We start from the raw sequence: 21,115 nt of genomic DNA, 5'->3' as shown, positions 1-21,115 counted from the left end.
GCCGAGGTGACGAAGAAGTGGGTGCTGATCGACGCCAAAGGTCTGGTGGTCGGCCGGCTCGCTTCCCTGGTCGCGATGCGCCTTCGCGGCAAACACCTCCCGACCTATACGCCGCATGTCGATTGCGGCGACCATGTCATCATCATCAACGCGGCGCACATCGTGCTCACCGGGCGCAAGCGCGAGAACAAGGTCTATTACAACCACACCGGCTTCATCGGCGGCATCAAGGAACGCACCGCGAAGTCGATCCTCGAGGGCCGTTTTCCCGAGCGCGTGGTCGAGAAGGCCATCGAGCGCATGATTCCGCGCGGGCCGCTTGGCCGCGTGCAGCTCGGTAACCTGCGCGTCTATCCAGGTCCCGAGCATCCGCACGAGGCCCAGCAACCCGAGAAAATCGATATCGCTGCGATGAATCGCAAGAACATGAGGGCCGCATAAGATGTCCGACACCATGCAGTCGCTCGATCAGCTGTCACAGCTGAAACCGGCCACGCCCGAAGCGCCGAAATACGTCAAGAAGGTCGACAAATACGGCCGCGCCTATGCCACCGGCAAGCGCAAGGACGCGGTCGCCCGCGTCTGGATCAAGCCCGGCGCCGGCAAGATCGTCGTCAACACCCGTGAGGTCGAAGTTTATTTCGCCCGTCCGGTGCTGCGCATGATGATTCAGCAACCGCTGGTCGCTGCCGCCCGCGCGGGCCAGTACGACGTGATCTGCACCGTCACCGGTGGCGGTCTGTCGGGCCAGGCCGGCGCGGTGCGTCACGGCATCTCGAAGGCGCTGACCTATTTCGAGCCGGATCTGCGCGGCGTCCTGAAGAAGGGTGGTTTTCTGACCCGAGACTCCCGCGTCGTCGAACGCAAGAAGTACGGCCGCGCCAAGGCGCGCAAGTCGTTCCAGTTCTCGAAGCGCTAAGATTTTGCAGCGAATGCTGCGTATCTGGAACCAGGAAAGGGCGCCTTCGGGCGCCCTTTTTCATTGCAGCTTTCTGTTACGAATTTTCCAAACAGTTAACGCAGTTTTTCGCGAAAACTTGTGTGTACGCGCAAACGGAATTCGAACAGAGCGGTCTTAGGTTATGCCTCGGTGATAGCGTCCGGTCCGCCTCAGTTGCGCTTCATCCGCTGCATCACAAACCCAGGCTGGCTCATGTCGCTCGATACCCCCACACTTTACATCATCGCCACGATGATCGCGGCGATGCTGGGAGCCATGCTGCTGCTGTTCGGCAACCAGGAAAGGATCCGGGCGCTGAAATGGTGGGGAACCGCCTATCTGCTCGGTGCGACGTCGGTTGGGCTCTGGACGGTCACCGGCGGCACGCTCGGCGACCTGCCGTCGCTGGTGCTGAACGCGGTCGGCTTTATCGCCTGCGGCATTGTCTGGAACGCATCCCGCGTGTTTCGCGGTCGCAAGCCCATTCTGCCGGCAATGGTTCTGGGCGCCATCGCCTGGATCGCCGCCGCTCTGACGGTGGCGCCGGCGGGCTCGATGATACGCGTGATCATCGGCGCCGGCATTGTCACGATCTACGCGGCGCTGACGGCCACCGAATTATGGACCGAGCGCCGCCGCTCGCTGCAGCGGCGCTGGCCCCTGATCGTGGTGCCGGTTATGCACGGTTTCGTGCTGATGCTGCCGATCCTGCTTGGCAGCCTTCTACAGCCGCACGATCCCAAATTTGCCTCCAGCGTCTGGGTGACCGGATTCTCCGTCGAACTCGTGCTCTATGCCATCGGCACCGTGTTCGTCATCTTCATCCTGGTCTCCGAGCGCGCGGTGACCGCCCACAAGACGGCGGCGTCGACGGATCCGCTGACCGGCATGTTCAATCGCCGCGGCTTCGCAGAAGCCTCGTCGCGCCTGATCGACCGCGAAGCCCATGCCGGCCGTCCGGTGACGGCGCTGATTTTCGACATCGACCATTTCAAGTCGATCAATGACCGTTTCGGCCATGCCGCGGGCGACGAGGTTCTCAAACTGTTCGCCATCATCGTGGTCAACACGCTCCGGTTATCGGACCTGTCGGGGCGTGTCGGCGGCGAGGAATTCGCGGCCTTGCTGCCGTGTTCACTGGAAGACGGCGTGATTGCCGCCGAAAGGGTGCGCGCGGCCTTCGCTAATTCCGGAATCGCGGTCGAGACCGGCCCGGTCGACACCACCGTCAGCATCGGCGTCGCCGGCGGGCCGGCGGGCACCGAGCTTGAGGTGTTGTTGGCGGCAGCCGACACCGCGCTCTATCAGGCCAAGCGCACCGGCCGCAACCGCGTCGAGGCCGCCGAAGAGTTGCCATTGTCGCTGGAGAACTGGCGGCGCAAGACCGCGGGTGTCTCCCGGCCGCCACAGCCGAGCGTCGCCAAGCTGGCATAAGGAGGGGCTGGCGGCGGTAACCTCCCGTTTACCATTCGCTACCTATCATTGCGGCCATGTACACGCCCCGCGATCAAAATGTCCGCGCCGCCCTGATGTCGCTCGATGCCGCGGCCGTCTCGGCCCGCAGCGGCTTTGCCTGCATGTTTTCGACTTCGGACGAATACGAGACGGCGCTGATCACGGAACGCCGCGCGCAGGGCCGCTACGATCGGCCGCGCAGCCGCTGGCCGGTCGTGATGTTCGTCGGCTGTACGCTCCTGGTCGCCGGCACAGTGCTGCTGTTGAATTGAAGAGCCGTTGCAGAAAATGACGATGGAGGCGCCGCGAGGCGCCTTTTTCTTTTGCGGCGTTCGGTGATAGAGACGTCAGGTTCTCAACGAGAGGCCGTAAACTCCATGATTACCGAAATCGCACAAATCGACGTCAGGCCCGGCACCGAGAAGGACTTTGAAGCCGCGGTCGCCAAGGCCCGTCCGCTGTTCCTGCGCGCCAGGGGCGGCAAAGGTTTCGAACTTCACAAGTCGATCGAAAAGCCGTCGCGCTACCGGCTGATGGCGAAGTGGGAGACGCTGGAAAATCACACCGTCGACTTCCGGGGCTCCGAGGATTTCACGGCGTGGCGTGGCCTGGTCGGCCAATATTTCGCCGCGCCGCCCGAGGTCGAGCATACCGAGACGGTGCTGACCTCGGCGCGCTGAATGTCCGCCGCATCCCGCGATGCCTTAAGCCGCAATCGGCGCGGCTGAGGTTTCGTCGGATTTGAAATAGTCGATCATGACTTTCACGACTGCCATCAGGGGAAGCGCCAGTGCCAGACCCCAGATTCCGAACACCACGCCGAGCAGGATCTGGAACGCAAACAGCGTGGCCGGGGGAATCTCCAGCGCCTGGCGCTGGAGCATCGGCGTGAGAATATAGCTTTCCAGCACGTGAACGCCGAGGAAAAGCAGGAACGCGCTGAATGCCGCGACCCATCCGGACGCGAGGCTCGCGAGCACCACGATCAGCCCGCCGATCAGCGCGCCGACGGTCGGAATGAACGTCAGCAATCCCGCCTGGATGCCCAGTATGAACGACCCCTGGACGCCGATGACGGTCAGGCCGATCCAGGTCACTACGAAGACCACGAACATGGTGATGATCTGTGCGATCAGCCAGCGCTCCAGCGTCTCGCTGATGCGATCGACGATTACGGTGGCGTGGGCGCGATGCCGCGCCGGAGCCATGAACAACAGCCCCTTGCGATAGACGCTAGGCTGCGCCGCGAAGGTCAGTCCGAGAAACAGCACGATAAAGAAATTGCCGACCGCGCTCACGGTGCCCAGCAGCAATTTGAAGGTCTGGCTGACGATGGCGCCGCCGCTGGAGGCGATCGCGCCCGCGCTCGGAAGGTTATGCGTCGGTGCGGGAGCCGGCGTCGCCGTTGCCGGGGTCGATGAAGCTGGCGGCGTCGCACTGGAATTGCCGAGCTCGAAATAGCTGGTATCGATGCCGTTCCGCTCCAGGAAGGCTTTGACCCCGACGAGCTGCCCTTTGATCGTATCGCTCAGCGCGGTGGCCTGCTGCGCAATGGTGGTGCCGCCGAGAAACACCACGCCCGATAACATGGTCGCCAGCACCAGGCAGACGATGGTCAGCCGCAGCGCATGCGGCAGCTTGACGGCGCGGGCGAGCATCGTGGTCAAGGCGTTGAGCGCGACACCGAGCAGCATGCCGGCGAAAATCAGAAACAGCGTCGCGGAGTAGTACCAGGTGAACAGCAGAAGTGCCGCGAAACCGACGACGCCGATGCCGCCGACCGATATCGCCCAGGCCAGATCGGTGCGGGCCTGACGAGGTTCGTGAGCCGATACTGCCACCTTGATTCCTTCTCTGCCGTCCGCAGCCGCACTCTTTCGTCAATCGCGCCCGGGATCAAGCTCGACGGGGAGCGCCGGTTTGACGCTGGCGCCTGCCTTGTGCCAAGCGATGGGCGGGAACGGCAAGGCGAGGGGCGCTGGTATGAACTTCAAATGGCTCGGGCCAGTGGCCCTATTGGCCGCGCTGTTCGTCGGCGATCAGATCAGGATCAACCGGCCCGGTCACAAATATCGCCTGACGGTCGAGGCGGACACGCCCGAGGGCGCAAAATCGGCTTTCGGCGTGCTGTCGGTGCACCCCGACCGGGGGTACAGCCGTCAGGGCCACACCGCTACCAAGGGCGATGCGGTTTTCGTCGATCTTGGCGGCGGCAGGAACCTTGTCGCCTTGCTGGCCCATATCGACAAGACGGTCGATCTCGACGGAATCAACTATGTAGCGTTGCGCGCCTACAAGGCTGCGGGCCGTAATCCGTCATTCAATGAAATGAGCCGGATGACCGGGGTGGTAGCGGTGACCGGCGCATTGATTCCGGTTCTGGTGACATTCGCCGACCCGAACGATCCCTCGACCGCGCGCAACGTCGCGCCGGACGATCTGGAAGCGCTGTTGGGCAAGGGATTTCGCCTGCACGGCATCACCGCTGAGGTGGTGCCGAACGGTTTCTGGCCGCTCGATTTCGGCGGGCCCCTCGGCGAGCCCGTGACGCGCGGGATCGAGGCGAAATTGAAGTGGCTGAACGGGGCGGACAATTCGGCGGCGGTCGCGATCAAGGCGGCCGGATTGCCGGCCGCCTTGTCCATCGACGCCAAAGAGGCGTTTACGCGGAAATAGCATCGCCGCGTTGCGGCCTAACCTGTTGCTCCCTTGGCGGCCCGCGGGCATGATCTGCGCCGGAACTTTGCGAGGTGAGATCGGATTGAAGGCGATGAGAAGGCCGGTGGTCGGTGTGATCGGAAGCGCCTACCGCATCGAAAATCGATTTGCGACACAGATGGTCGGAGAGCGAAATCTCCGCGCGGTGGCCGAGGTTTCGGGCGCCCTGCCGCTGATGTTCGCCGGCTGCCCGGATATCACCGATATCGGCGCGTTGCTCGATACGGTCGACGGCGTGGTGCTGACCGGCGCCCGCGCCAATGTCCACCCGGCGCGTTTCGGGACTGAACCCGATCCCCGGCACGAACCCTACGACATCAAGCGCGACGATCTGGCGCTGGCGCTGTCGGAAGCCTGCGTCGCCCGCGGCGTGCCGCTGTTCGGCATCTGTCGCGGCCTGCAGGAGATGAACGTCGCCTTCGGCGGCTCGCTGCACCCGGAAATCCGCGAACTGCCGGGCCGCATGAATCACCGGATGCCGCGGCTGGAGAACGGTGAAATCCATCCCGATCCCAACGTCGTCTTCGCCGACCGCCACGAGGTCAGCCTGGTCCCCGGCGGCGCGTTTGCGCAAATCCTCAAATGCGAGACCATCCGCGTCAACTCGCTGCACGGCCAGGGCATCCTCGAACCGGGCAAGCGGGTCGTGATCGAGGGCGTGGCCGAGGACGGCACCATCGAGGCGATCCGGATCGCGGATGCACCGGGCTTTGCGCTCGGCGTGCAATGGCACGCCGAATACGATCCGCAGCGCAATCCGATCAATCGCGCGCTGTTCCAGGCCTTTGGCGAGGCGCTGGCGTCCCGCCAGCGTGCGGGATAGCTCACGAACCGGCGTTGCCGGGAGCTGGCGCGCTTCGCCTAAAGAAGCCGAACCAAGAATTAGTCTGTAAGCCCGGGAACCTTGCGGCTTCGAGCGCATTGGGACCTGGACCCGCACGCGGCGGGATCGTTTGTACTTGACAATTTACTGACGCTACTTTGCTGAAATGTTCGACGCCATACTGAGCAACTGGCACGGGCTAATCCACTAGCTCCAAATGGAAGTGCCGGACACCATGACTATTGGTCGGTCTGCCGCTCTTCGCGCCGTTCTGGTTGTCGAAGATGAGATGCTGCTGCGCATGCGCGCGGTGAATATGGTCGAGGACGCCGGGTTTACCGCTGTTGAGGCGATAAATGCCGACGACGCAATCGCTGTCCTCGAATCCCGCTCGGATATCGAACTGCTGTTCACCGACATCCAGATGCCCGGAAGCATGGACGGGCTCAAGCTCGCCTACGCTGTCCACGAGCGTTGGCCGTTGATCAAGATCATCCTCGTGTCAGGTCAACTGAAACTGGCCGACGATGACAGGCCTGCTGACAGCCGCTTCTTCGGCAAACCGCTCGACGGAAAGCAATTGATCGGAGAAATGCAGGACATGATGGGCAAGGGCGCCCTGAAAGTCGTGCCGGACGATATTTCCGCGCTGATCGCGAAGGCGCTGCATCCGGAAGCAAACGGCAAAACGGCCCGGCCGGGATTGGCAGATGCAACATCACAGGAGTTTCTGACCGCGGAAAACGACAGCCTTCGTCTGTTGCTCGAGCAGGCCGGTATCGATGCAAAGGTTCTGCTTGCCCAAGCGGGCATCGACGCCAAGGAACGCGAAGCGGCCGACAAATTGCAGAAACTCATCCTGGAAGAACTGCATCACCGCATCAAGAACACGCTCGCGACCGTCAGCGCCATTGCGTCGCAAAGCCTGCGGACGGCAACAAGCATCGAACACGGTCAACATGCCATCGAAGGCCGGCTCGTCGCGCTGGGGCGGGCGCATGACCTGCTGCTGCAGGCAAGATGGGCCAACGCAAGCCTCGAACATACCATCCGCGGTGCGACCGAGCCTTACGTCAGCATTGGTTCGGGCCGGATCTCCATACACGGACCCGAGATCAGGATCACGTCGGGAGCCGTGATCGCGCTTGCCATGACGCTCAATGAGCTTTGCACCAACACCACGAAATTTGGCGCGCTTTCGGAGCCGGCAGGCCGCATCGAGATCGTCTGGAAGATCGATGAAGCGATGCAGCGGTTGTATCTGACCTGGTCCGAAAAGAACGGCCCGATGGTCCATGCGCCGTCCCGTCAGAGTTTCGGCACCCGCCTGATGGGCTCGCTCGGACAGCAACTGAAAGGCGAGGTCAAGTTGACCTACGATCCGGCGGGATTCGTGTACGTCCTGAACGTGCCAATGGCTTCGCTGGTTGCGCCGGCGTGATGAGCTCCGGAATCCATAACCCGTACGTGGGGTATGAATTCCGGACTCCGTTGGATCTTGCTAGGCGGCCTTGCTGGCCTTCTCCACCTTCACGCCGCCGCCTTCGAGCAGCATGACCTTGTTGAGCAGCTTCACCAGCGCATAGACGGCCTCGATAGAGGGCGCCGCGGTATTGGTCAGTTTGGCCATTTCGAGGATCGAGCCGATCAGCGCCTCGGTTTCCAGCGAGCGGCCGGCTTCCACGTCCTGCAGCATCGACGTCTTGTGGGCGCCGACCGCTTCGGCGCCGGCAATCCGCTTTTCGATCGAGACGCGGAAGGTGACGCCGAGCTTCTGCGCGATGTCCTGCGCTTCCTTCATCATCACCGCCGCCAGCTGGCGGGTCTCGGCGAACTGGCAGATATCGACCAGCGTGGCATGAGTCAGGGCCGAGATCGGGTTGAAGGAGAGGTTGCCCCACGCCTTTAGCCAGATCTCCGAGCGGATGTCCGGCAGCACCATGGATTTTAGCCCGGCCTTGACGAAGCGGTCGTGCAATTCCTTGACGCGCTCGGTCTCCTTGCCGTCGAGTTCGCCGATCGGGAAGCGGTCGCCCTCGACGTGATGGATCACCCCCGGCGCGATCGCGGCCGCCGCCGGATAGACCACGCAGCCGATGATGCGCTTCGGATCGATATGCTTGGTGAGCACGCCGGAGGGATCGAGGCTGTCCAGCCGGTGATCGTCGTACGGGCCGCCGAGCCGCTGGAAATACCACCAGGGCAGGCCGTTTTGCACGGTCAGCACGATGGTGTCGGGACCGAGCAGTGAGTCGATATCGCGCACCACCTGATCGAGGAAATGCGCCTTCACCGCCAGCACGACGATGTCCTGCTTACCGGCCTCGGCCGGCTTGTTGACGGCCTTCACCTTGGCCGTCTGGACCTTGCCGTCATGCCATTCGAGCTTCAGTCCGCTTTTCTGGATCGCGGCGAGATGCGCCCCCTGGTCGATCACGGTGACGTCCTCGCCCGCGAGCGCAAACTTGGCGGCCAGCAGGCCGCCGATCGCGCCGGCGCCGACCACGCAGATCTTCTTCGCGCTGGGCGGCGCGCCCAACAGATAGGGGCTCGGCAGCACCTGGTCGAAAACATTGCTGAGGCTGCCGACGCCGTCGATCACGATGTCGACCACGTTATGGGCGTCGCCCATGGTGCCGGCGCCGAGCGAGGTGCCGCAGGCGATGACGTCGCCCGGCATCAGCGTCACATCCTTCGAAATGGCGGCGACCAGCCGGTGCGGCGGGAAGAACATGTCGGCGACGGGATAGTTCTGCCGTTCCTTGCCGTTCAGGACGGTCTTGACCGACAGCTTCATCGGATCGAGGCCAGTCGCGATCACCGGACCCAACACGCCGAAGGTGTCAAAGCTCTTGGCGCGCGCCCATTGTTCGAACGATTTGTCCTTGCGCAGGAGATCGACGGCGGTGACGTCATTCACGCAGGTATAGCCGAAGATGTAGTCGCCGGCCTCGGCTTCCGTGATGTTGAAGCACTTCTTGCCGATGACGACGCCGAGCTCGCCCTCGTAAATGATCTTTCCGGCATAGGTGGCCGGGCGCTGGATCGGCCGGTTCGCGGGCCAATAAGCATTTGGCGCCTTCAGGAACCACAGCGGCTCGTTCGGCTCGGTGAAATCGTTCTTGGCCGCGAGCTGGTGGAAATTGTTCCACAGGCAGATCATCTTGGAAGGTTCGCACGGCGTGAGCAGGCGGACGCTCGAAAGTTTCAGCGTCTCGCCGGTCGGCTTCGCGCCGGCGAACATGTCGCCGGTGTGAACGGCGATGCCGTCGCCCTCCAGCGTACCGAAGCCGGTCTTTCCGTCCTGCTCGAAGCGGATCCATTTTGCCATTTGCGACCTCCCGGTGCGGTAAAGGGCGGCGTCGTTCGATCGCGCCGCCCTCTTGGCATTCTAGGCCCGATATCGAGTCCTGTATTCATGCAGCGCATCATTGCCGGGCCGCCCCGCGTCAGCACGCCGGAGCAACTGGGGGTAAAGACGTACGGTTTCAGGGTTTTCGGCGCGCGATCGCTTGACGGCGCTTAGCCGCAACAAAAAAGGCGCCTCCACCGGAAGCGCCTTTTGCATTGTCAGATCGTGACGCGCGCCGAAGCGCGCCGGGATCACAGCGAGTAGTACATTTCGAATTCGACCGGATGCGGGGTCATCTCGTAGCGTGCGACTTCGGTCATCTTCAGCTCGATATAGGCGTCGATGAAGTCGTCGTCGAACACGCCGCCGTTCTTGAGGTAGGCGCGGTCCTTGTCGAGATTTTCAAGCGCCTCGCGGAGCGAACCGCACACCGTGGGGATCGCCTTCAGCTCTTCCTTCGGCAGATCGTACAGATCCTTGTCCATCGCCGGGCCCGGATCGAGCTTGTTCTTGATACCGTCGAGGCCGGCCATCAGCATCGCGGCAAAGCCGAGATAGGGATTGGCCATCGGATCGGGGAAACGCACCTCGACGCGCTTGGCCTTCGGGTTCGAGGTGTAGGGGATACGGCAGGAGGCCGAGCGGTTGCGCGCGGAGTAGGCGAGCAGCACCGGCGCTTCATACCCCGGAACCAGACGCTTGTAGGAGTTGGTCGATGGGTTGGTGAAGGCGTTGATCGACTTGGCGTGCTTGATGATGCCGGCGATGTAGGACAGGCAGGTCTCCGACAGGTCGGCGTATTTGTTGCCGGCGAACACCGGCTTGCCGTCCTTCCAGATCGACTGGTGGCAGTGCATGCCCGAGCCGTTGTCGCCATAGACCGGCTTCGGCATGAAAGTGGCGGTCTTGCCGTAGATGTGGGCGACCTGATGGATGCAGTATTTGTAGATCTGCATCTGGTCGGCCATCAGCGTCAGGGTATCGAACTTCATGCCGAGTTCGTGCTGGGCGGAGGCGACTTCGTGGTGATGCTTCTCGACCTTGACGCCCATCTTGGCCATCGCGCCGAGCATTTCCGAGCGCATGTCCTGCACCGAGTCCTGCGGCGGAACCGGGAAGTAGCCGGCCTTGGTGCGGATGCGGTGACCGAGGTTGCCGCCCTCATATTCGGTGTCGGAGTTGATCGGCAGTTCCACCGAATCCAGCTTGAAGCCGGTGTTGTAGGGGGTGGTCTGGAACCGGACGTCGTCGAATACGAAGAACTCGGCTTCGGGTCCGAAGAACACGGTGTCGCCGACACCCATCGACTTGACCATGGCCTCGGCCTTCTTGGCCATGCCGCGCGGGTCGCGGTTGTAGGGCTCGCCGGTTGTCGGCTCCAGCACGTCGCAGGTGATGACCATGGTGGTCTCGGCGAAGAACGGATCGATCGTCGCGGTGACCGGGTCGGGCATCAGGCACATGTCGGATTCGTTGATCGCCTTCCAGCCGGCGATCGAGGAGCCGTCGAACATGACGCCTTCGGCAAACGTTTCCTCTTCGATCATCCCGACGTCGAAAGTCACATGCTGCCACTTGCCGCGCGGATCGGTGAAGCGCAGGTCGACGTATTTGACGTCGTTGTCCTTGATCGATTTCAGGACGTCTTTGGCGGTCTTCATGAGTACCCCTTTTGGCTTACAGGTGGTCGCGATCTGGCCGCAGGCCGCGACCGTCGGTAGGCCTCAATACAATTGGGGGAAGCTCAATACAATATCAGACTATCGGCAGATCCGGTCCAGGCCCGGTCAAAAATGCGGTTGGTTCGCAACTCCGGCTTAGATGGCGTCCAGCCCGGATTCTCCGGTCCGGATGCGGATGGCTTCCTCGATGTTGGACACGAAGATCTTGCCGTCGCCGATCCGCCCGGTCTGGGCCGCACGCCGGATCGCGTCGATCGCCCGCTCGACCAGGTCGTCCCCGATCACGATCTCGATTTTCACCTTGGGCAGAAAGTCCACGATATATTCGGCGCCGCGATAGAGTTCGGCGTGACCCTTCTGCCGACCGAATCCCTTGGCTTCGGTAACGGTAATGCCTTGCAGTCCGACTTCCTGGAGCGCTTCCTTAACCTCGTCGAGCTTGAATGGCTTGATGATGGCTTCGATCTTCTTCACTGAGCGCCTCCCGGGCATTTCCAAATTTCAGACAGCAGACTTGTTTCGACGTTGCGCTGATGTCGCGCAGGTTGTTCGATCGTTCGTCCTGACGCGTAGCCGGGGGAATACCAACAATTGCCGTTGAGCACGATCATCCAGAGCCGGCTTCCTCAAAAGCAGGGTCTATGCCAAGTTGTTAAGGCGCCTGATTTTGAAATGTTATCAGCCTTTTATCGGGCATTCGCCTGACGTCAGGTTGAGGGGTCCAGCATACCCCAGCCTATCAAATAGGCAAACAGATCAATCGAGATGCAATCGCTGGCGATTGGACTTCGCGTGGCATAGGAAATGCCTCAGGATAAGGCGCTTTTACCAGGGATTTGGCATGGAAGTTCTTACCACGGCTGAAATGGAACGTGCCGACAGGCTCACCATCGCGGCCGGCACGCCGGGCTTCGCGCTGATGCTGAGTGCCGGCCAGGCCGTGGCCGAGGCCGCGATGGAGCTGGTGGAGGAGGGTCCGATCGTCGTCGTCGCCGGGCCCGGCAATAATGGTGGCGACGGCTTCGTGGCGGCGGCGGAGCTTTCGGCGCGGGGCCGCGAGGTGTCGGTGATCCTGTTATGCGACCGGGACAGTCTGCAGGGCGACGCGGCCTCCGCGGCGAAGGGCTGGAAACATCCGGTGCTGCCGTTCAATCCGCAGGCGATCGGCAAGCCCGCGCTGATCATCGATGCGCTGTTCGGCGCCGGCCTCAACCGGCCCGTCAAGGACGCTCCGCATGACATGATCGAGGCGATCAACGCCAACGGCGCGCCAGTGCTCGCCGTCGACCTGCCGAGCGGCATCAACGGCACCAGCGGGTCTGTCATGGGCATCGCGGTCCGTGCGACCGAGACCGTTACCTTCTTCCGGCGCAAGCCGGCGCATTTGCTGTTGCCCGGGCGCATACATTGCGGCCGCGTGCGGGTCGCCGATATCGGCATCAATCCAGGCGTGATCGAGGAAATCAAACCGCAGGCGTTCGAGAACGTCCCGGACACCTGGCGCACGTCCTTTCCGGTGCCGAAGATCGACGGCCATAAATACGCGCGCGGCCACACCATCGTCGTCTCCGGCGACGTCGCGGCGACGGGAGCGGCGCGGATGTCGGCGCGCGGCGCGTTGCGCGCGGGCGCCGGCCTCGTCACGCTGGCATCGCCGCGGGATGCGCTCATCGTGAATGCTGCGGCGCTGACCGCGGTGATGGTTCGCCCGATCGACACCCCAGTCGAGTTCGCCGAACTCTTGACCGACAAGCGCCTCAACACCTGCGTGATCGGACCGGGCGCTGGTCTTGGTCAGCGGACCCGGGATTTTGTGCTGACGGCGCTGTCGGCGCAGCGCGGTCTGGTTCTGGATGCGGATGCGCTGACGAGCTTTGCCGAGGCGCCTGATCATCTGTTCGAAGCGATTAAAGCATCCCATGATCCGCAGGTCGTCCTGACCCCGCATGAGGGAGAATTTCCCCGCCTGTTCAGCGACATCAGCAACAAACATCCACTTCGATCGAAACTCGAGAGGGTGCGGGCAGCGGCCGAGCGCGCAGGCGGCGTCGTCCTGCTCAAGGGGCCGGATACGGTCGTGGCGTCACCGGACGGGCGCGCCACCATCGCCGCCAACGCGCCGCCCTGGCTCGCCACCGCCGGCGCCGGCGACGTGCTGTCGGGAATGATCGCAGGCTTGCTGGCTCAGGGCGTGCCGGCGTTCGAGGCCGCCTCGATCGGGGTCTGGATGCACGGCGAGGCCGCGCGCGAAGCCGGCCCCGGCCTGATCGCGGAAGATCTGCCGGAGACGCTGCCCGCGGTGTTCCGGCGGCTCTATGACGAGCTCGGTGTCGACTATTGAAATGCGTGAAACGCTGATAGGCCGGATGCCGTGAGTGTTCGCCTCACTCGACATTGAACCACCGCACGAGACGGGGCGCCGCCCAGTCCGTCGCGACAGCCTCCAGCAGCCAGCGGCCGGCATGGTCGGCGGCGAAGGCGATCCGCTGGGTCTGTCCGGCATCGATAGCCAGCGTGTCCAGCCAGAACGGCTTCCAGCCATCGTCGAGCCGGTCCAGCAGCCGGAAATGATGTCCGTGGAGGTGGAAGACGGTGGGCGTATCGCCGAGGTTGGTCAGCGCCAGCACCACCACGCGGCCGGCCTTGGCGCGGAACGCGGGGGCCGCAGATGCGGCGAATTCCGCTGGCCGCATCCAGTCGCCTTGCGGCCCGCCCAGCGTTACCTCAAAGCGTAAGGCGCGTCTGAGGTCGAGCTGGGCCGGCAGGCCGTTGGACGGCAGCGGGGGCGCGGCGGGCAGGGCTGCGTCCCGCAGCGGCGGCTCCCTGGAGACGACCAGCCGGGCGATCGGCCGGGCCTCCTTGCCGTCATGCAGCAGGATGGGTGAAGCGGAACCCGCGGCAGGCGCGTCGACGAAGGCGTCGGCCCGGCCTCCCGGCGCCAGCACGATCGCACTGTTGCGCGCGGGGAAGGGCTCGGCCGGCTGGCTGTCGAGGGCCATGACCCGGACCTCGTACCCGTCCATTTTCACCGCAATGACAGCCCGTTGGCAGCCATTGATGAAGCGGAGCCGCAGCCGCCCCTGGGCGCGCACGGTGATATCCGGCATCGTCAGCCCGTTGACGGTGTAAAGGGGCGTCGTGTCCCTGGGATCGACGCCGGGCGCGATCGCGGTTCCGTCCGGGCGGAGCCGCCAATCCTCGATCAGAAACACCTCGTCGCGGTCGATGGCGACTGGCTCGCTTTCGGCAACGACCAGCGGCAACCCCCGGGCGGGCCATGCTGCGCCGTCGCCGAGGAGCGTAATGTCGCACAGGAAGGTGCCAGCGTGACGCATCAATAGGTTTTCCTTGAGGGTTTCCCTGGCCCCCGCCGCGAGGGATGGCCGCGCCGCCAGCGGTTCGGCTCCGGCGACCCCGTCGAGCCCGTGCCAGTTCAGCACCGTGGCCGCCGGCAGGTCGTTCTGAAGCGCGATTTCGAGCTCGTCGCCGCGCCGGAAGCGCAAACCGGGGTCTGGCGGCGAGCCCTGGAGCGACCATATTGGGGTCTGCGATTGTCCCGGACGCAGGGCGATGGTGCTGGCTTTGGCCTGCAATTTCAGGGACAGGCGGTTTTGGGCGGCCGCGATGTCCGGCACGGCCGCACCGAGGGCCGCCGTAGCGCCCAATCCGGCCAAAAGCTCGCGGCGGTCCAGCCGAAAAATTCGATCTGCCATGGGTCGATGCGGACCATTTTCCGCTGGATATGTCCAGCGACCGCGGGTACGTCCCGGGAGGTCTGAATCGGCCATTTTTTTGCTGCGAACCGGTGGGCTCATGTTATAAGCCCGCCGCCCGCGGCATCGCGGCCGGACATGATGCTATCAGCGGGCGTGGCGGAATTGGTAGACGCGCTGGATTTAGGTTCCAGTGACGAAAGTTGTGGGGGTTCGAGTCCCTCCGCCCGCACCAAGCGCTGACAGCGTTTGCATGATGATTGCTGGAGGGCCTGTTTTTCGAAGGGGCAACCTGCCCGCAGAGAAATGGGTCCGCCGAACCACCGACGCAGGCTTTGACGCCGCGCGTCGACCAGATTGACAAATGTCCGCGCCGCGAGGTGCGGACGAAAGCGGAAGAAGATTGACGCCATGCAGGTTACAGAAACCCTCGCCGAGGGATTGAAGCACGAATTCCAGATCAGCGTTCCCGCATCGGACCTCGATGCCAAGGCGGACGCGCGTCTCGTGGATATGAAGGACAAGGTCCGTCTCAACGGCTTCCGCCCGGGCAAGGTGCCGGTGAGCCACCTCAAGAAGGTCTATGGCCGCTCGGTGATGGCGGAGACCATCGACCAGACCATCCGCGATACCAATTCGCAGATCTTCACCGAACGCGGCTTCCGGCTCGCGACCGAGCCCAAGATCACCATGCCGACGGAAGAAAAAGCCGTCGAGGATATCCTCGCCGGAAAATCCGATCTCACTTATACGGTTTCGATCGAGGTCGTGCCCGCGATTGCGCTCGCCGATTTCAAGAGCTTTACGGTCGAGAAGCCGGTCGCCGAGGTGTCGGACACTGACGTCGATGAGGCGATCAAGCGGATAGCGGACGGCAACAGGGCCTATGCCGCGAAGGGAGAGGGCGCCAAGGCCGAGAGCGGGGATCGGGTCACGATCTCGTTCAAGGGCACCATCGACGGTGTGCCGTTCGACGGCGGCACCGGCGAAAACATCCAGGTCACGATCGGTTCCAACAGCTTCATCCCCGGCTTCGAGGAACAGCTGATCGGCATCGCCCAGGGCGAGACCCGCACCCTGAAGGTTTCGTTCCCGAAGAACTACGCCAGCGAAAAGCTGGCCGGACAGCCGGCCGAATTCGAAACCACGGCGACCTTGGTCGAAGCGCCGCAGGAAGCCAGGATCGATGACGAGTTCGCCAAGACGCTCGGACTGGAATCGCTCGACAAGCTGAAGGAAGCCGCGCGCGAGCGGCTGTCGGCGGAATACGCAGGCACCACGCGCCAGCGGGTCAAGCGCACGCTGCTCGATCGCCTCGACGAGACCCACCGCTTCGAGGCGCCGCCGTCGCTGGTCGAGGAGGAGTTCAACCTGATGTGGAACTCGATCAAGGCCGAGATGGAATCGAGCGGCAAGACCTTTGCCGATGAAGGCACCACGGAAGAGGCGGCAAAGGAAGAATACCACAAGATCGCCGATCGGCGGGTGCGGCTCGGCCTGGTGCTGTCGGAGATCGGCGAGAAGAACAAGATCACGGTCACCGACGACGAGGTCAGCCGCGCGGTGATCGAGCGCGCGCGCCAGATGCCGGGTCGCGAGAAGGAGGTCTGGGACTACTATCGCAGCAACGCCAATGCGCTGGCCCAGCTTCGTGCGCCGATCTATGAGGACAAGGTGGTCGATTTCATCCTTGAACTCGCCAACGTGACCGAGAAGAAGGTGACGCGCGAGGACCTCTACAAGGAGGATGAGGCGGAGAAGAGCGCCGCCTGAAACGCGTCAGGGTGCCATTAAGGTTGAGAAGCGAAAGGGGCCGGGCAGCGGCATCCGTCGCTATGCCCGGCCGTCCGAATCAGCTTCAACTGCGGCAGATCAACCCCGCTATTTGCCCGGGCTTGCCACCGGGGAATTGGCTCATATCTGTGAGCCCTGTCTTTAAGTAAGTCCTGCATTACGGGACGTTCGTCCGTGCCTGGCAATTCCGGCCAGTCCTGCCTTGCCAATGGATGTTCGTCTCCGCCAACCGTCTGCTAACCCTCTATCTACCAACCCTTGGGTGACTAATGCGCGATCCGGTCGAAACCTACATGCAACTCGTGCCGATGGTGGTCGAGCAGACCAATCGCGGCGAACGCGCGTACGATATTTTCTCGCGCCTTCTGAAAGAGCGCATCATCTTCCTGACCGGACCGGTCGAGGATGGCATGTCAACGCTAGTGGTCGCGCAGCTGTTGTTTCTCGAAGCCGAGAATCCGAAGAAGGAAATCTCGATGTACATCAATTCGCCCGGCGGCGTGGTGACATCGGGCCTTGCGATCTACGACACCATGCAGTTCATCCGTCCGCCGGTGTCGACGCTGTGCACCGGACAGGCGGCCTCGATGGGCTCGCTGCTGCTGGCCGCCGGCCACAAGGACATGCGCTTCTCGCTACCGAACTCGCGCATCATGGTGCACCAGCCCTCCGGCGGCTTTCAGGGCCAGGCCACCGACATCATGCTGCACGCCCAGGAAATCCTGAACCTGAAGAAGCGGCTCAACGAGATCTACGTGAAGCATACCGGCCAGACCTATAAAGCGATCGAGGATGCGCTGGAACGCGACAAGTTCCTGACCGCCGAGATGGCCCGCGACTTCGGGATTGTCGACAAGGTGATCGACAAGCGCACGGAAGAGCCGGCCCCTGTGAAGACCCCGTAAGACCACGGAGCGCACCCGCGGCGGCGACGTTAACAGACCGTTGCGTCAGGCGATTCCGGCCGCGGCGGGACTATTATGCCCTCGCACGGGCAGAAGGTTCCGCTTTCGTGCTCATTTGGCAGCGTGACAATCGCGCAACGCTCGGCTGATTTCGGCAGGTTTGGCTCGTACGAACGCCGCAAATCACGGTATTGTCACGGGTATCGGTTGGTCGGCCGATTAGCGAATTCTTGATAGTCGGGTGCGACCATGGTTGGCTAGGTGAGATCGGCTAAGGTCGCAGGAGATTCGAGTAAGCCGCTATTCGTGCGGCATCGGGAGTGTAGGGTCTTTTTTGGTACGGAATTTGCTCTATCTAGAACTATGAGCCGGCATGTACCGGAATAGGTCGATTGAGCGGACGGGATCGAACGGCGGACGGAGAGAAGAATGAGTAAGGTCGGCACGAGCGACTCCAAGAACACGCTTTATTGCTCGTTCTGCGGCAAGAGCCAGCATGAAGTCCGCAAACTTATCGCGGGACCCACGGTATTCATCTGCGACGAATGCGTCGAACTGTGCATGGATATCATCCGCGAGGAGAACAAATCCTCGCTTGTGAAGTCGCGCGACGGTATTCCGACCCCGAAGGAAATCTGCAAGGTCCTCGACGACTACGTGATCGGCCAGAGCCACGCCAAGAAGGTGCTGTCGGTCGCGGTGCACAATCACTACAAGCGCCTCAATCACCAGACCAAGCACAACGACGTCGAGCTTGCGAAGTCGAACATCTTGCTGATCGGTCCGACCGGTTCGGGCAAGACGCTGCTCGCGCAGACGCTGGCGCGGATTCTCGATGTGCCGTTCACGATGGCGGATGCGACGACGCTGACCGAAGCCGGCTATGTCGGTGAGGACGTCGAGAACATCATCCTGAAGCTGTTGCAGTCGGCCGACTATAACGTCGAGCGGGCGCAGCGCGGCATCGTCTATATCGACGAAATCGACAAGATCAGCCGCAAGTCCGACAATCCCTCAATCACCCGCGACGTGTCGGGCGAGGGCGTGCAGCAGGCGCTGTTGAAGATCATGGAAGGCACGGTGGCCTCGGTTCCTCCGCAGGGCGGCCGCAAGCATCCGCAGCAGGAGTTCCTGCAGGTCGATACCACCAACATCCTGTTCATCTGCGGCGGCGCGTTCTCCGGGCTGGAGAAGATCATCTCCGCGCGCGGACGCTCGACCTCGATCGGCTTCGCAGCCCAGGTGCTGGCGCCGGAAGACCGCCGCACCGGTGAAATCTTCCGTCACGTCGAGCCCGAGGATCTCCTGAAGTACGGCCTGATCCCCGAATTCGTCGGCCGCCTCCCGGTGGTCGCGACCCTGGAGGATCTCGACGAGGTCTCGCTGAAGAAGATTCTGACCGATCCTAAGAACGCGCTGGTGAAGCAGTACCAGCGGCTGTTCGAGATGGAGAATATCGAGCTGACCTTCGCCGACGAGGCGCTTGGCGCGGTTGCCCGCAAGGCGATCGAGCGCAAGACCGGCGCGCGCGGCCTGCGTTCGATCCTCGAAAGCATCCTGCTCGAGACCATGTTCGATCTTCCGGGTCTGGAAGGCGTCGAAGAGGTCGTGATCTCGCGCGAAGTGGTCGAGGGCACGGCTCGCCCGCTCTACATCTACGCCGATCGTTCCGATCGCGCCGTCGAGAGCAGCGCCAGCGCCTGATCGCGCCGGCTGCGGGTGAGTTGAGGTGTGCAAAAGGTGACGGCTGCCGAGCCTTTCGGCGGCCGCGTTTGCGTCGCATTACCTGCGTGTTAGGCCCGGCTGGCAGGCCTTTTTCAATCACTTGACACCCCCATGGTCGATAGCCACCTAATGCTGTCGGCGATGAAAAAACACCCTCAAGATTCGTCGCCGTAACGATCCGGAAATGTCGGCCGCTTGCGGCCATCGATCCCGGAACATCCCGGCACCTTGTGGCGGTTGCGCAAACGAGCGGACTGCGTGCAAGGGGGCACAACAAAAGGAATAGGCCATGACGACCCCGAAACCCCGGCCATCTATCGTCCACGGCGAAAGCCACGCTTACCCGGTGCTGCCGCTTCGCGACATCGTCGTCTTCCCGCACATGATCGTGCCGCTGTTCGTCGGCCGCGAGAAATCGATCCGCGCCCTCGAAGAAGTGATGAAGAACGACGCCTTGATCATGCTCGCGACGCAGAAAAACGCGTCGGACGATGATCCGAGCCCGGATTCGATCTATGAAACCGGCACGCTTGCCAGCGTCCTGCAGCTGCTCAAATTGCCCGACGGCACCGTCAAGGTGCTGGTGGAAGGGCTCGAGCGCGCGCGCGTGCAGAAATACACCGACCGGTCGGAGTATTACGAAGCGACCGCAATTGCGCTGGCTGACACCGATGCCAAGTCCGTCGAGGCCGAAGCCCTGGCGCGCTCGGTGGTGTCCGACTTCGAAAGCTACGTGAAACTGAACAAGAAGATCTCCGCCGAAGTCGTCGGCGTGGTTCAGGCGATCACCGATTTCGCCAAGCTCGGCGACACCGTCGCTTCGCATCTCGCCGTCAAGATCGCCGATCGCCAGGGCATCCTGGAGACGCTGTCGGTGACCGCGCGCCTTGAGAAGGTGCTCGGGCTGATGGAGAGCGAGATCTCGGTGCTGCAGGTCGAGAAGCGCATCCGCTCGCGCGTCAAGCGCCAGATGGAGAAGACCCAGCGCGAATATTATCTCAACGAGCAGATGAAGGCGATCCAGAAGGAGCTCGGCGACGACGAAGGCCGCGACGAGCTGGCCGATCTGGAAGAGAAGATCGCCAAGACCAAGCTCTCGAAGGAAGCCCGCGAGAAGGCGCAGCACGAGTTGAAGAAGCTGCGCCAGATGTCGCCGATGTCCGCGGAAGCGACCGTCGTGCGCAACTATCTCGACTGGCTGCTGTCGATCCCGTGGAACAAGAAGTCCAAGGTCAAGAAGGACCTGGTCGCCGCGCAAGCGGTGCTCGACAACGATCACTACGGGCTCGAGAAGGTCAAGGACCGCATCGTCGAGTATCTCGCGGTGCAGTCGCGCGCCAACAAGCTGACCGGACCGATCCTGTGCCTGGTCGGCCCTCCCGGCGTCGGCAAGACCTCGCTCGGCAAGTCGATCGCGAAGGCGACCGGCCGTGAGTTCGTGCGCGTGTCGCTCGGCGGCGTGCGCGACGAGGCCGAGATCCGCGGTCATCGCCGCACCTATATCGGCTCGATGCCCGGCAAGATCATCCAGTCGATGCGCAAGGCGAAGACCTCGAATCCGCTGTTCCTGCTGGACGAGATCGACAAGATGGGCGCCGATTTCCGCGGCGATCCATCGTCGGCGCTGCTTGAGGTCCTCGACCCCGAGCAGAACTCGACCTTCAACGATCACTATCTCGAGGTCGATTACGATCTGTCCAACGTGATGTTCATCACGACCGCGAATACGCTGAATATTCCGGGACCGCTGATGGACCGCATGGAGATCATCCGGATCGCGGGCTACACCGAGAACGAGAAGGTCGAGATCGCGCGCAAGCATCTGATCCCGAACGCGATCTCCAAGCATGGCCTGGATTCCAAGGAATGGTCGATCGACGACGATGCGCTGCTCCTGATGATACGCCGCTACACCCGCGAAGCGGGCGTGCGTAATCTGGAGCGTGAGCTTTCGACACTCGCCCGCAAGGCGGTGAAGGAGCTGATGATCTCCAAGAAGAAGTCGGTG

At 62.8% G+C, this 21,115-nt stretch carries 18 protein-coding genes, 1 tRNA gene and 1 pseudogene; 14 read left to right on the top strand and 6 right to left on the bottom strand.

Going from position 1 to position 21,115, the window contains the following annotated elements; all coding sequences use genetic code 11:
• The 5 genes from rplM to QZ213_RS07735 all read left to right on the top strand — a co-directional run.
• Positions 1 to 441, top strand: a 441-nt coding sequence (gene rplM, locus QZ213_RS07755) for a 50S ribosomal protein L13 (RefSeq protein WP_291685481.1), incomplete at its 5' end; no start/stop codon positions are given.
• A gap of 1 nt (position 442) precedes the next feature.
• Positions 443 to 919 carry a 30S ribosomal protein S9 gene (gene rpsI / locus QZ213_RS07750; protein WP_291685480.1) on the top strand — a complete coding sequence of 159 codons (477 nt, stop codon included), beginning with the start codon at positions 443 to 445 and terminating at the stop codon, positions 917 to 919.
• 234 nt (positions 920 to 1,153) lie between these two features.
• Positions 1,154 to 2,374, top strand: coding sequence for a GGDEF domain-containing protein (locus QZ213_RS07745; RefSeq protein WP_291685479.1), 1,221 nt, complete (start codon positions 1,154 to 1,156; stop codon positions 2,372 to 2,374).
• Positions 2,375 to 2,430: 56 nt separating this feature from the next.
• Entirely contained in the window at positions 2,431 to 2,667 is a 237-nt protein-coding gene (locus QZ213_RS07740) for a hypothetical protein (protein ID WP_291685478.1), read from the top strand.
• Between the two features lie 105 nt (positions 2,668 to 2,772).
• Complete coding sequence (locus tag QZ213_RS07735; protein WP_291685477.1) at positions 2,773 to 3,075, top strand: antibiotic biosynthesis monooxygenase family protein; 303 nt, start codon at positions 2,773 to 2,775, stop codon at positions 3,073 to 3,075.
• 24 nt (positions 3,076 to 3,099) lie between these two features.
• Here QZ213_RS07735 and QZ213_RS07730 read toward each other — a convergent pair whose 3' ends face one another.
• Positions 3,100 to 4,236 carry an AI-2E family transporter gene (locus tag QZ213_RS07730; protein WP_291685476.1) on the bottom strand — a complete coding sequence of 379 codons (1,137 nt, stop codon included), beginning with the start codon at positions 4,234 to 4,236 and terminating at the stop codon, positions 3,100 to 3,102.
• Positions 4,237 to 4,378: 142 nt separating this feature from the next.
• On the opposite strand from QZ213_RS07730, the gene QZ213_RS07725 reads away from it, so the two are divergent.
• The 3 genes from QZ213_RS07725 (at position 4,379) to QZ213_RS07715 (ending at position 7,377) form a co-directional block, all read left to right on the top strand.
• Positions 4,379 to 5,071: a hypothetical protein gene (locus QZ213_RS07725; protein WP_291685475.1), complete on the top strand. Its 693-nt coding sequence runs from the start codon at positions 4,379 to 4,381 to the stop codon at positions 5,069 to 5,071.
• A gap of 94 nt (positions 5,072 to 5,165) precedes the next feature.
• On the top strand, positions 5,166 to 5,936 hold the full coding sequence (locus QZ213_RS07720) for a gamma-glutamyl-gamma-aminobutyrate hydrolase family protein (protein WP_291685474.1): 771 nt from the start codon (positions 5,166 to 5,168) through the stop codon (positions 5,934 to 5,936).
• A gap of 217 nt (positions 5,937 to 6,153) precedes the next feature.
• On the top strand, positions 6,154 to 7,377 hold the full coding sequence (locus QZ213_RS07715) for an HWE histidine kinase domain-containing protein (RefSeq protein ID WP_291685473.1): 1,224 nt from the start codon (positions 6,154 to 6,156) through the stop codon (positions 7,375 to 7,377).
• Between the two features lie 60 nt (positions 7,378 to 7,437).
• Here the strand turns inward: QZ213_RS07715 and QZ213_RS07710 are convergent, their stop codons facing one another.
• From QZ213_RS07710 to QZ213_RS07695, 4 genes and pseudogenes are all read right to left on the bottom strand, one after another.
• A complete protein-coding gene (locus QZ213_RS07710) occupies positions 7,438 to 8,475 on the bottom strand; it encodes a 2-dehydropantoate 2-reductase (RefSeq protein WP_291685482.1) in 1,038 nt (345 codons plus the stop codon).
• 42 nt (positions 8,476 to 8,517) lie between these two features.
• Positions 8,518 to 9,267 (bottom strand): annotated as a pseudogene (locus QZ213_RS07705) (fumarylacetoacetate hydrolase family protein); the annotation flags it as partial.
• Positions 9,268 to 9,539: 272 nt separating this feature from the next.
• Positions 9,540 to 10,949: a type I glutamate--ammonia ligase gene (glnA, locus tag QZ213_RS07700; RefSeq protein WP_291685472.1), complete on the bottom strand. Its 1,410-nt coding sequence runs from the start codon at positions 10,947 to 10,949 to the stop codon at positions 9,540 to 9,542.
• 156 nt (positions 10,950 to 11,105) lie between these two features.
• Positions 11,106 to 11,444 (bottom strand): P-II family nitrogen regulator, encoded by a 339-nt coding sequence (locus QZ213_RS07695; protein ID WP_007603495.1) that lies wholly within the window; start codon positions 11,442 to 11,444, stop codon positions 11,106 to 11,108.
• 367 nt (positions 11,445 to 11,811) lie between these two features.
• Between QZ213_RS07695 and QZ213_RS07690 the strand changes: the two genes are divergently transcribed.
• Positions 11,812 to 13,311 (top strand): NAD(P)H-hydrate dehydratase, encoded by a 1,500-nt coding sequence (locus tag QZ213_RS07690; protein ID WP_291685471.1) that lies wholly within the window; start codon positions 11,812 to 11,814, stop codon positions 13,309 to 13,311.
• Between the two features lie 43 nt (positions 13,312 to 13,354).
• Here QZ213_RS07690 and QZ213_RS07685 read toward each other — a convergent pair whose 3' ends face one another.
• Complete coding sequence (locus tag QZ213_RS07685) at positions 13,355 to 14,683, bottom strand: multicopper oxidase domain-containing protein (RefSeq protein WP_291685470.1); 1,329 nt, start codon at positions 14,681 to 14,683, stop codon at positions 13,355 to 13,357.
• A 150-nt stretch (positions 14,684 to 14,833) separates the two neighbouring features.
• On the opposite strand from QZ213_RS07685, the gene QZ213_RS07680 reads away from it, so the two are divergent.
• The 5 genes from QZ213_RS07680 to lon all read left to right on the top strand — a co-directional run.
• Positions 14,834 to 14,918: transfer RNA gene (locus QZ213_RS07680), tRNA-Leu, on the top strand.
• 176 nt (positions 14,919 to 15,094) lie between these two features.
• Positions 15,095 to 16,456, top strand: coding sequence for a trigger factor (tig, locus tag QZ213_RS07675; RefSeq protein ID WP_291685469.1), 1,362 nt, complete (start codon positions 15,095 to 15,097; stop codon positions 16,454 to 16,456).
• Positions 16,457 to 16,746: 290 nt separating this feature from the next.
• A complete protein-coding gene (locus tag QZ213_RS07670) occupies positions 16,747 to 17,382 on the top strand; it encodes an ATP-dependent Clp protease proteolytic subunit (protein WP_291685468.1) in 636 nt (211 codons plus the stop codon).
• A gap of 429 nt (positions 17,383 to 17,811) precedes the next feature.
• Positions 17,812 to 19,086 carry an ATP-dependent Clp protease ATP-binding subunit ClpX gene (gene clpX, locus QZ213_RS07665; protein WP_291560338.1) on the top strand — a complete coding sequence of 425 codons (1,275 nt, stop codon included), beginning with the start codon at positions 17,812 to 17,814 and terminating at the stop codon, positions 19,084 to 19,086.
• 310 nt (positions 19,087 to 19,396) lie between these two features.
• The coding region (gene lon, locus QZ213_RS07660; RefSeq protein WP_291685467.1) for an endopeptidase La at positions 19,397 to 21,115 on the top strand (1,719 nt) is incomplete at its 3' end.

The organism is Bradyrhizobium sp. (assembly GCF_017881085.1).
Classification (GTDB): Bacteria; Pseudomonadota; Alphaproteobacteria; order Rhizobiales; family Xanthobacteraceae; genus Bradyrhizobium.
Note: the sequence above shows the minus strand (reverse complement) of the source record. Positions and strands in the feature narration are given on the sequence as shown.

Coding starts and splice junctions, on each gene's coding strand:
- rpsI (WP_291685480.1), top strand. CDS start 443: ATGTCCGACACCATGCAGTCGCTCGATCAGCTGTCACAGCTGAAACCG.
- QZ213_RS07745 (WP_291685479.1), top strand. CDS start 1,154: ATGTCGCTCGATACCCCCACACTTTACATCATCGCCACGATGATCGCG.
- QZ213_RS07740 (WP_291685478.1), top strand. CDS start 2,431: ATGTACACGCCCCGCGATCAAAATGTCCGCGCCGCCCTGATGTCGCTC.
- QZ213_RS07735 (WP_291685477.1), top strand. CDS start 2,773: ATGATTACCGAAATCGCACAAATCGACGTCAGGCCCGGCACCGAGAAG.
- QZ213_RS07725 (WP_291685475.1), top strand. CDS start 4,379: ATGAACTTCAAATGGCTCGGGCCAGTGGCCCTATTGGCCGCGCTGTTC.
- QZ213_RS07720 (WP_291685474.1), top strand. CDS start 5,166: ATGAGAAGGCCGGTGGTCGGTGTGATCGGAAGCGCCTACCGCATCGAA.
- QZ213_RS07715 (WP_291685473.1), top strand. CDS start 6,154: ATGGAAGTGCCGGACACCATGACTATTGGTCGGTCTGCCGCTCTTCGC.
- glnA (WP_291685472.1), bottom strand. CDS start 10,949: ATGAAGACCGCCAAAGACGTCCTGAAATCGATCAAGGACAACGACGTC.
- QZ213_RS07690 (WP_291685471.1), top strand. CDS start 11,812: ATGGAAGTTCTTACCACGGCTGAAATGGAACGTGCCGACAGGCTCACC.
- QZ213_RS07685 (WP_291685470.1), bottom strand. CDS start 14,683: ATGGCAGATCGAATTTTTCGGCTGGACCGCCGCGAGCTTTTGGCCGGA.
- tig (WP_291685469.1), top strand. CDS start 15,095: ATGCAGGTTACAGAAACCCTCGCCGAGGGATTGAAGCACGAATTCCAG.
- QZ213_RS07670 (WP_291685468.1), top strand. CDS start 16,747: ATGCGCGATCCGGTCGAAACCTACATGCAACTCGTGCCGATGGTGGTC.
- clpX (WP_291560338.1), top strand. CDS start 17,812: ATGAGTAAGGTCGGCACGAGCGACTCCAAGAACACGCTTTATTGCTCG.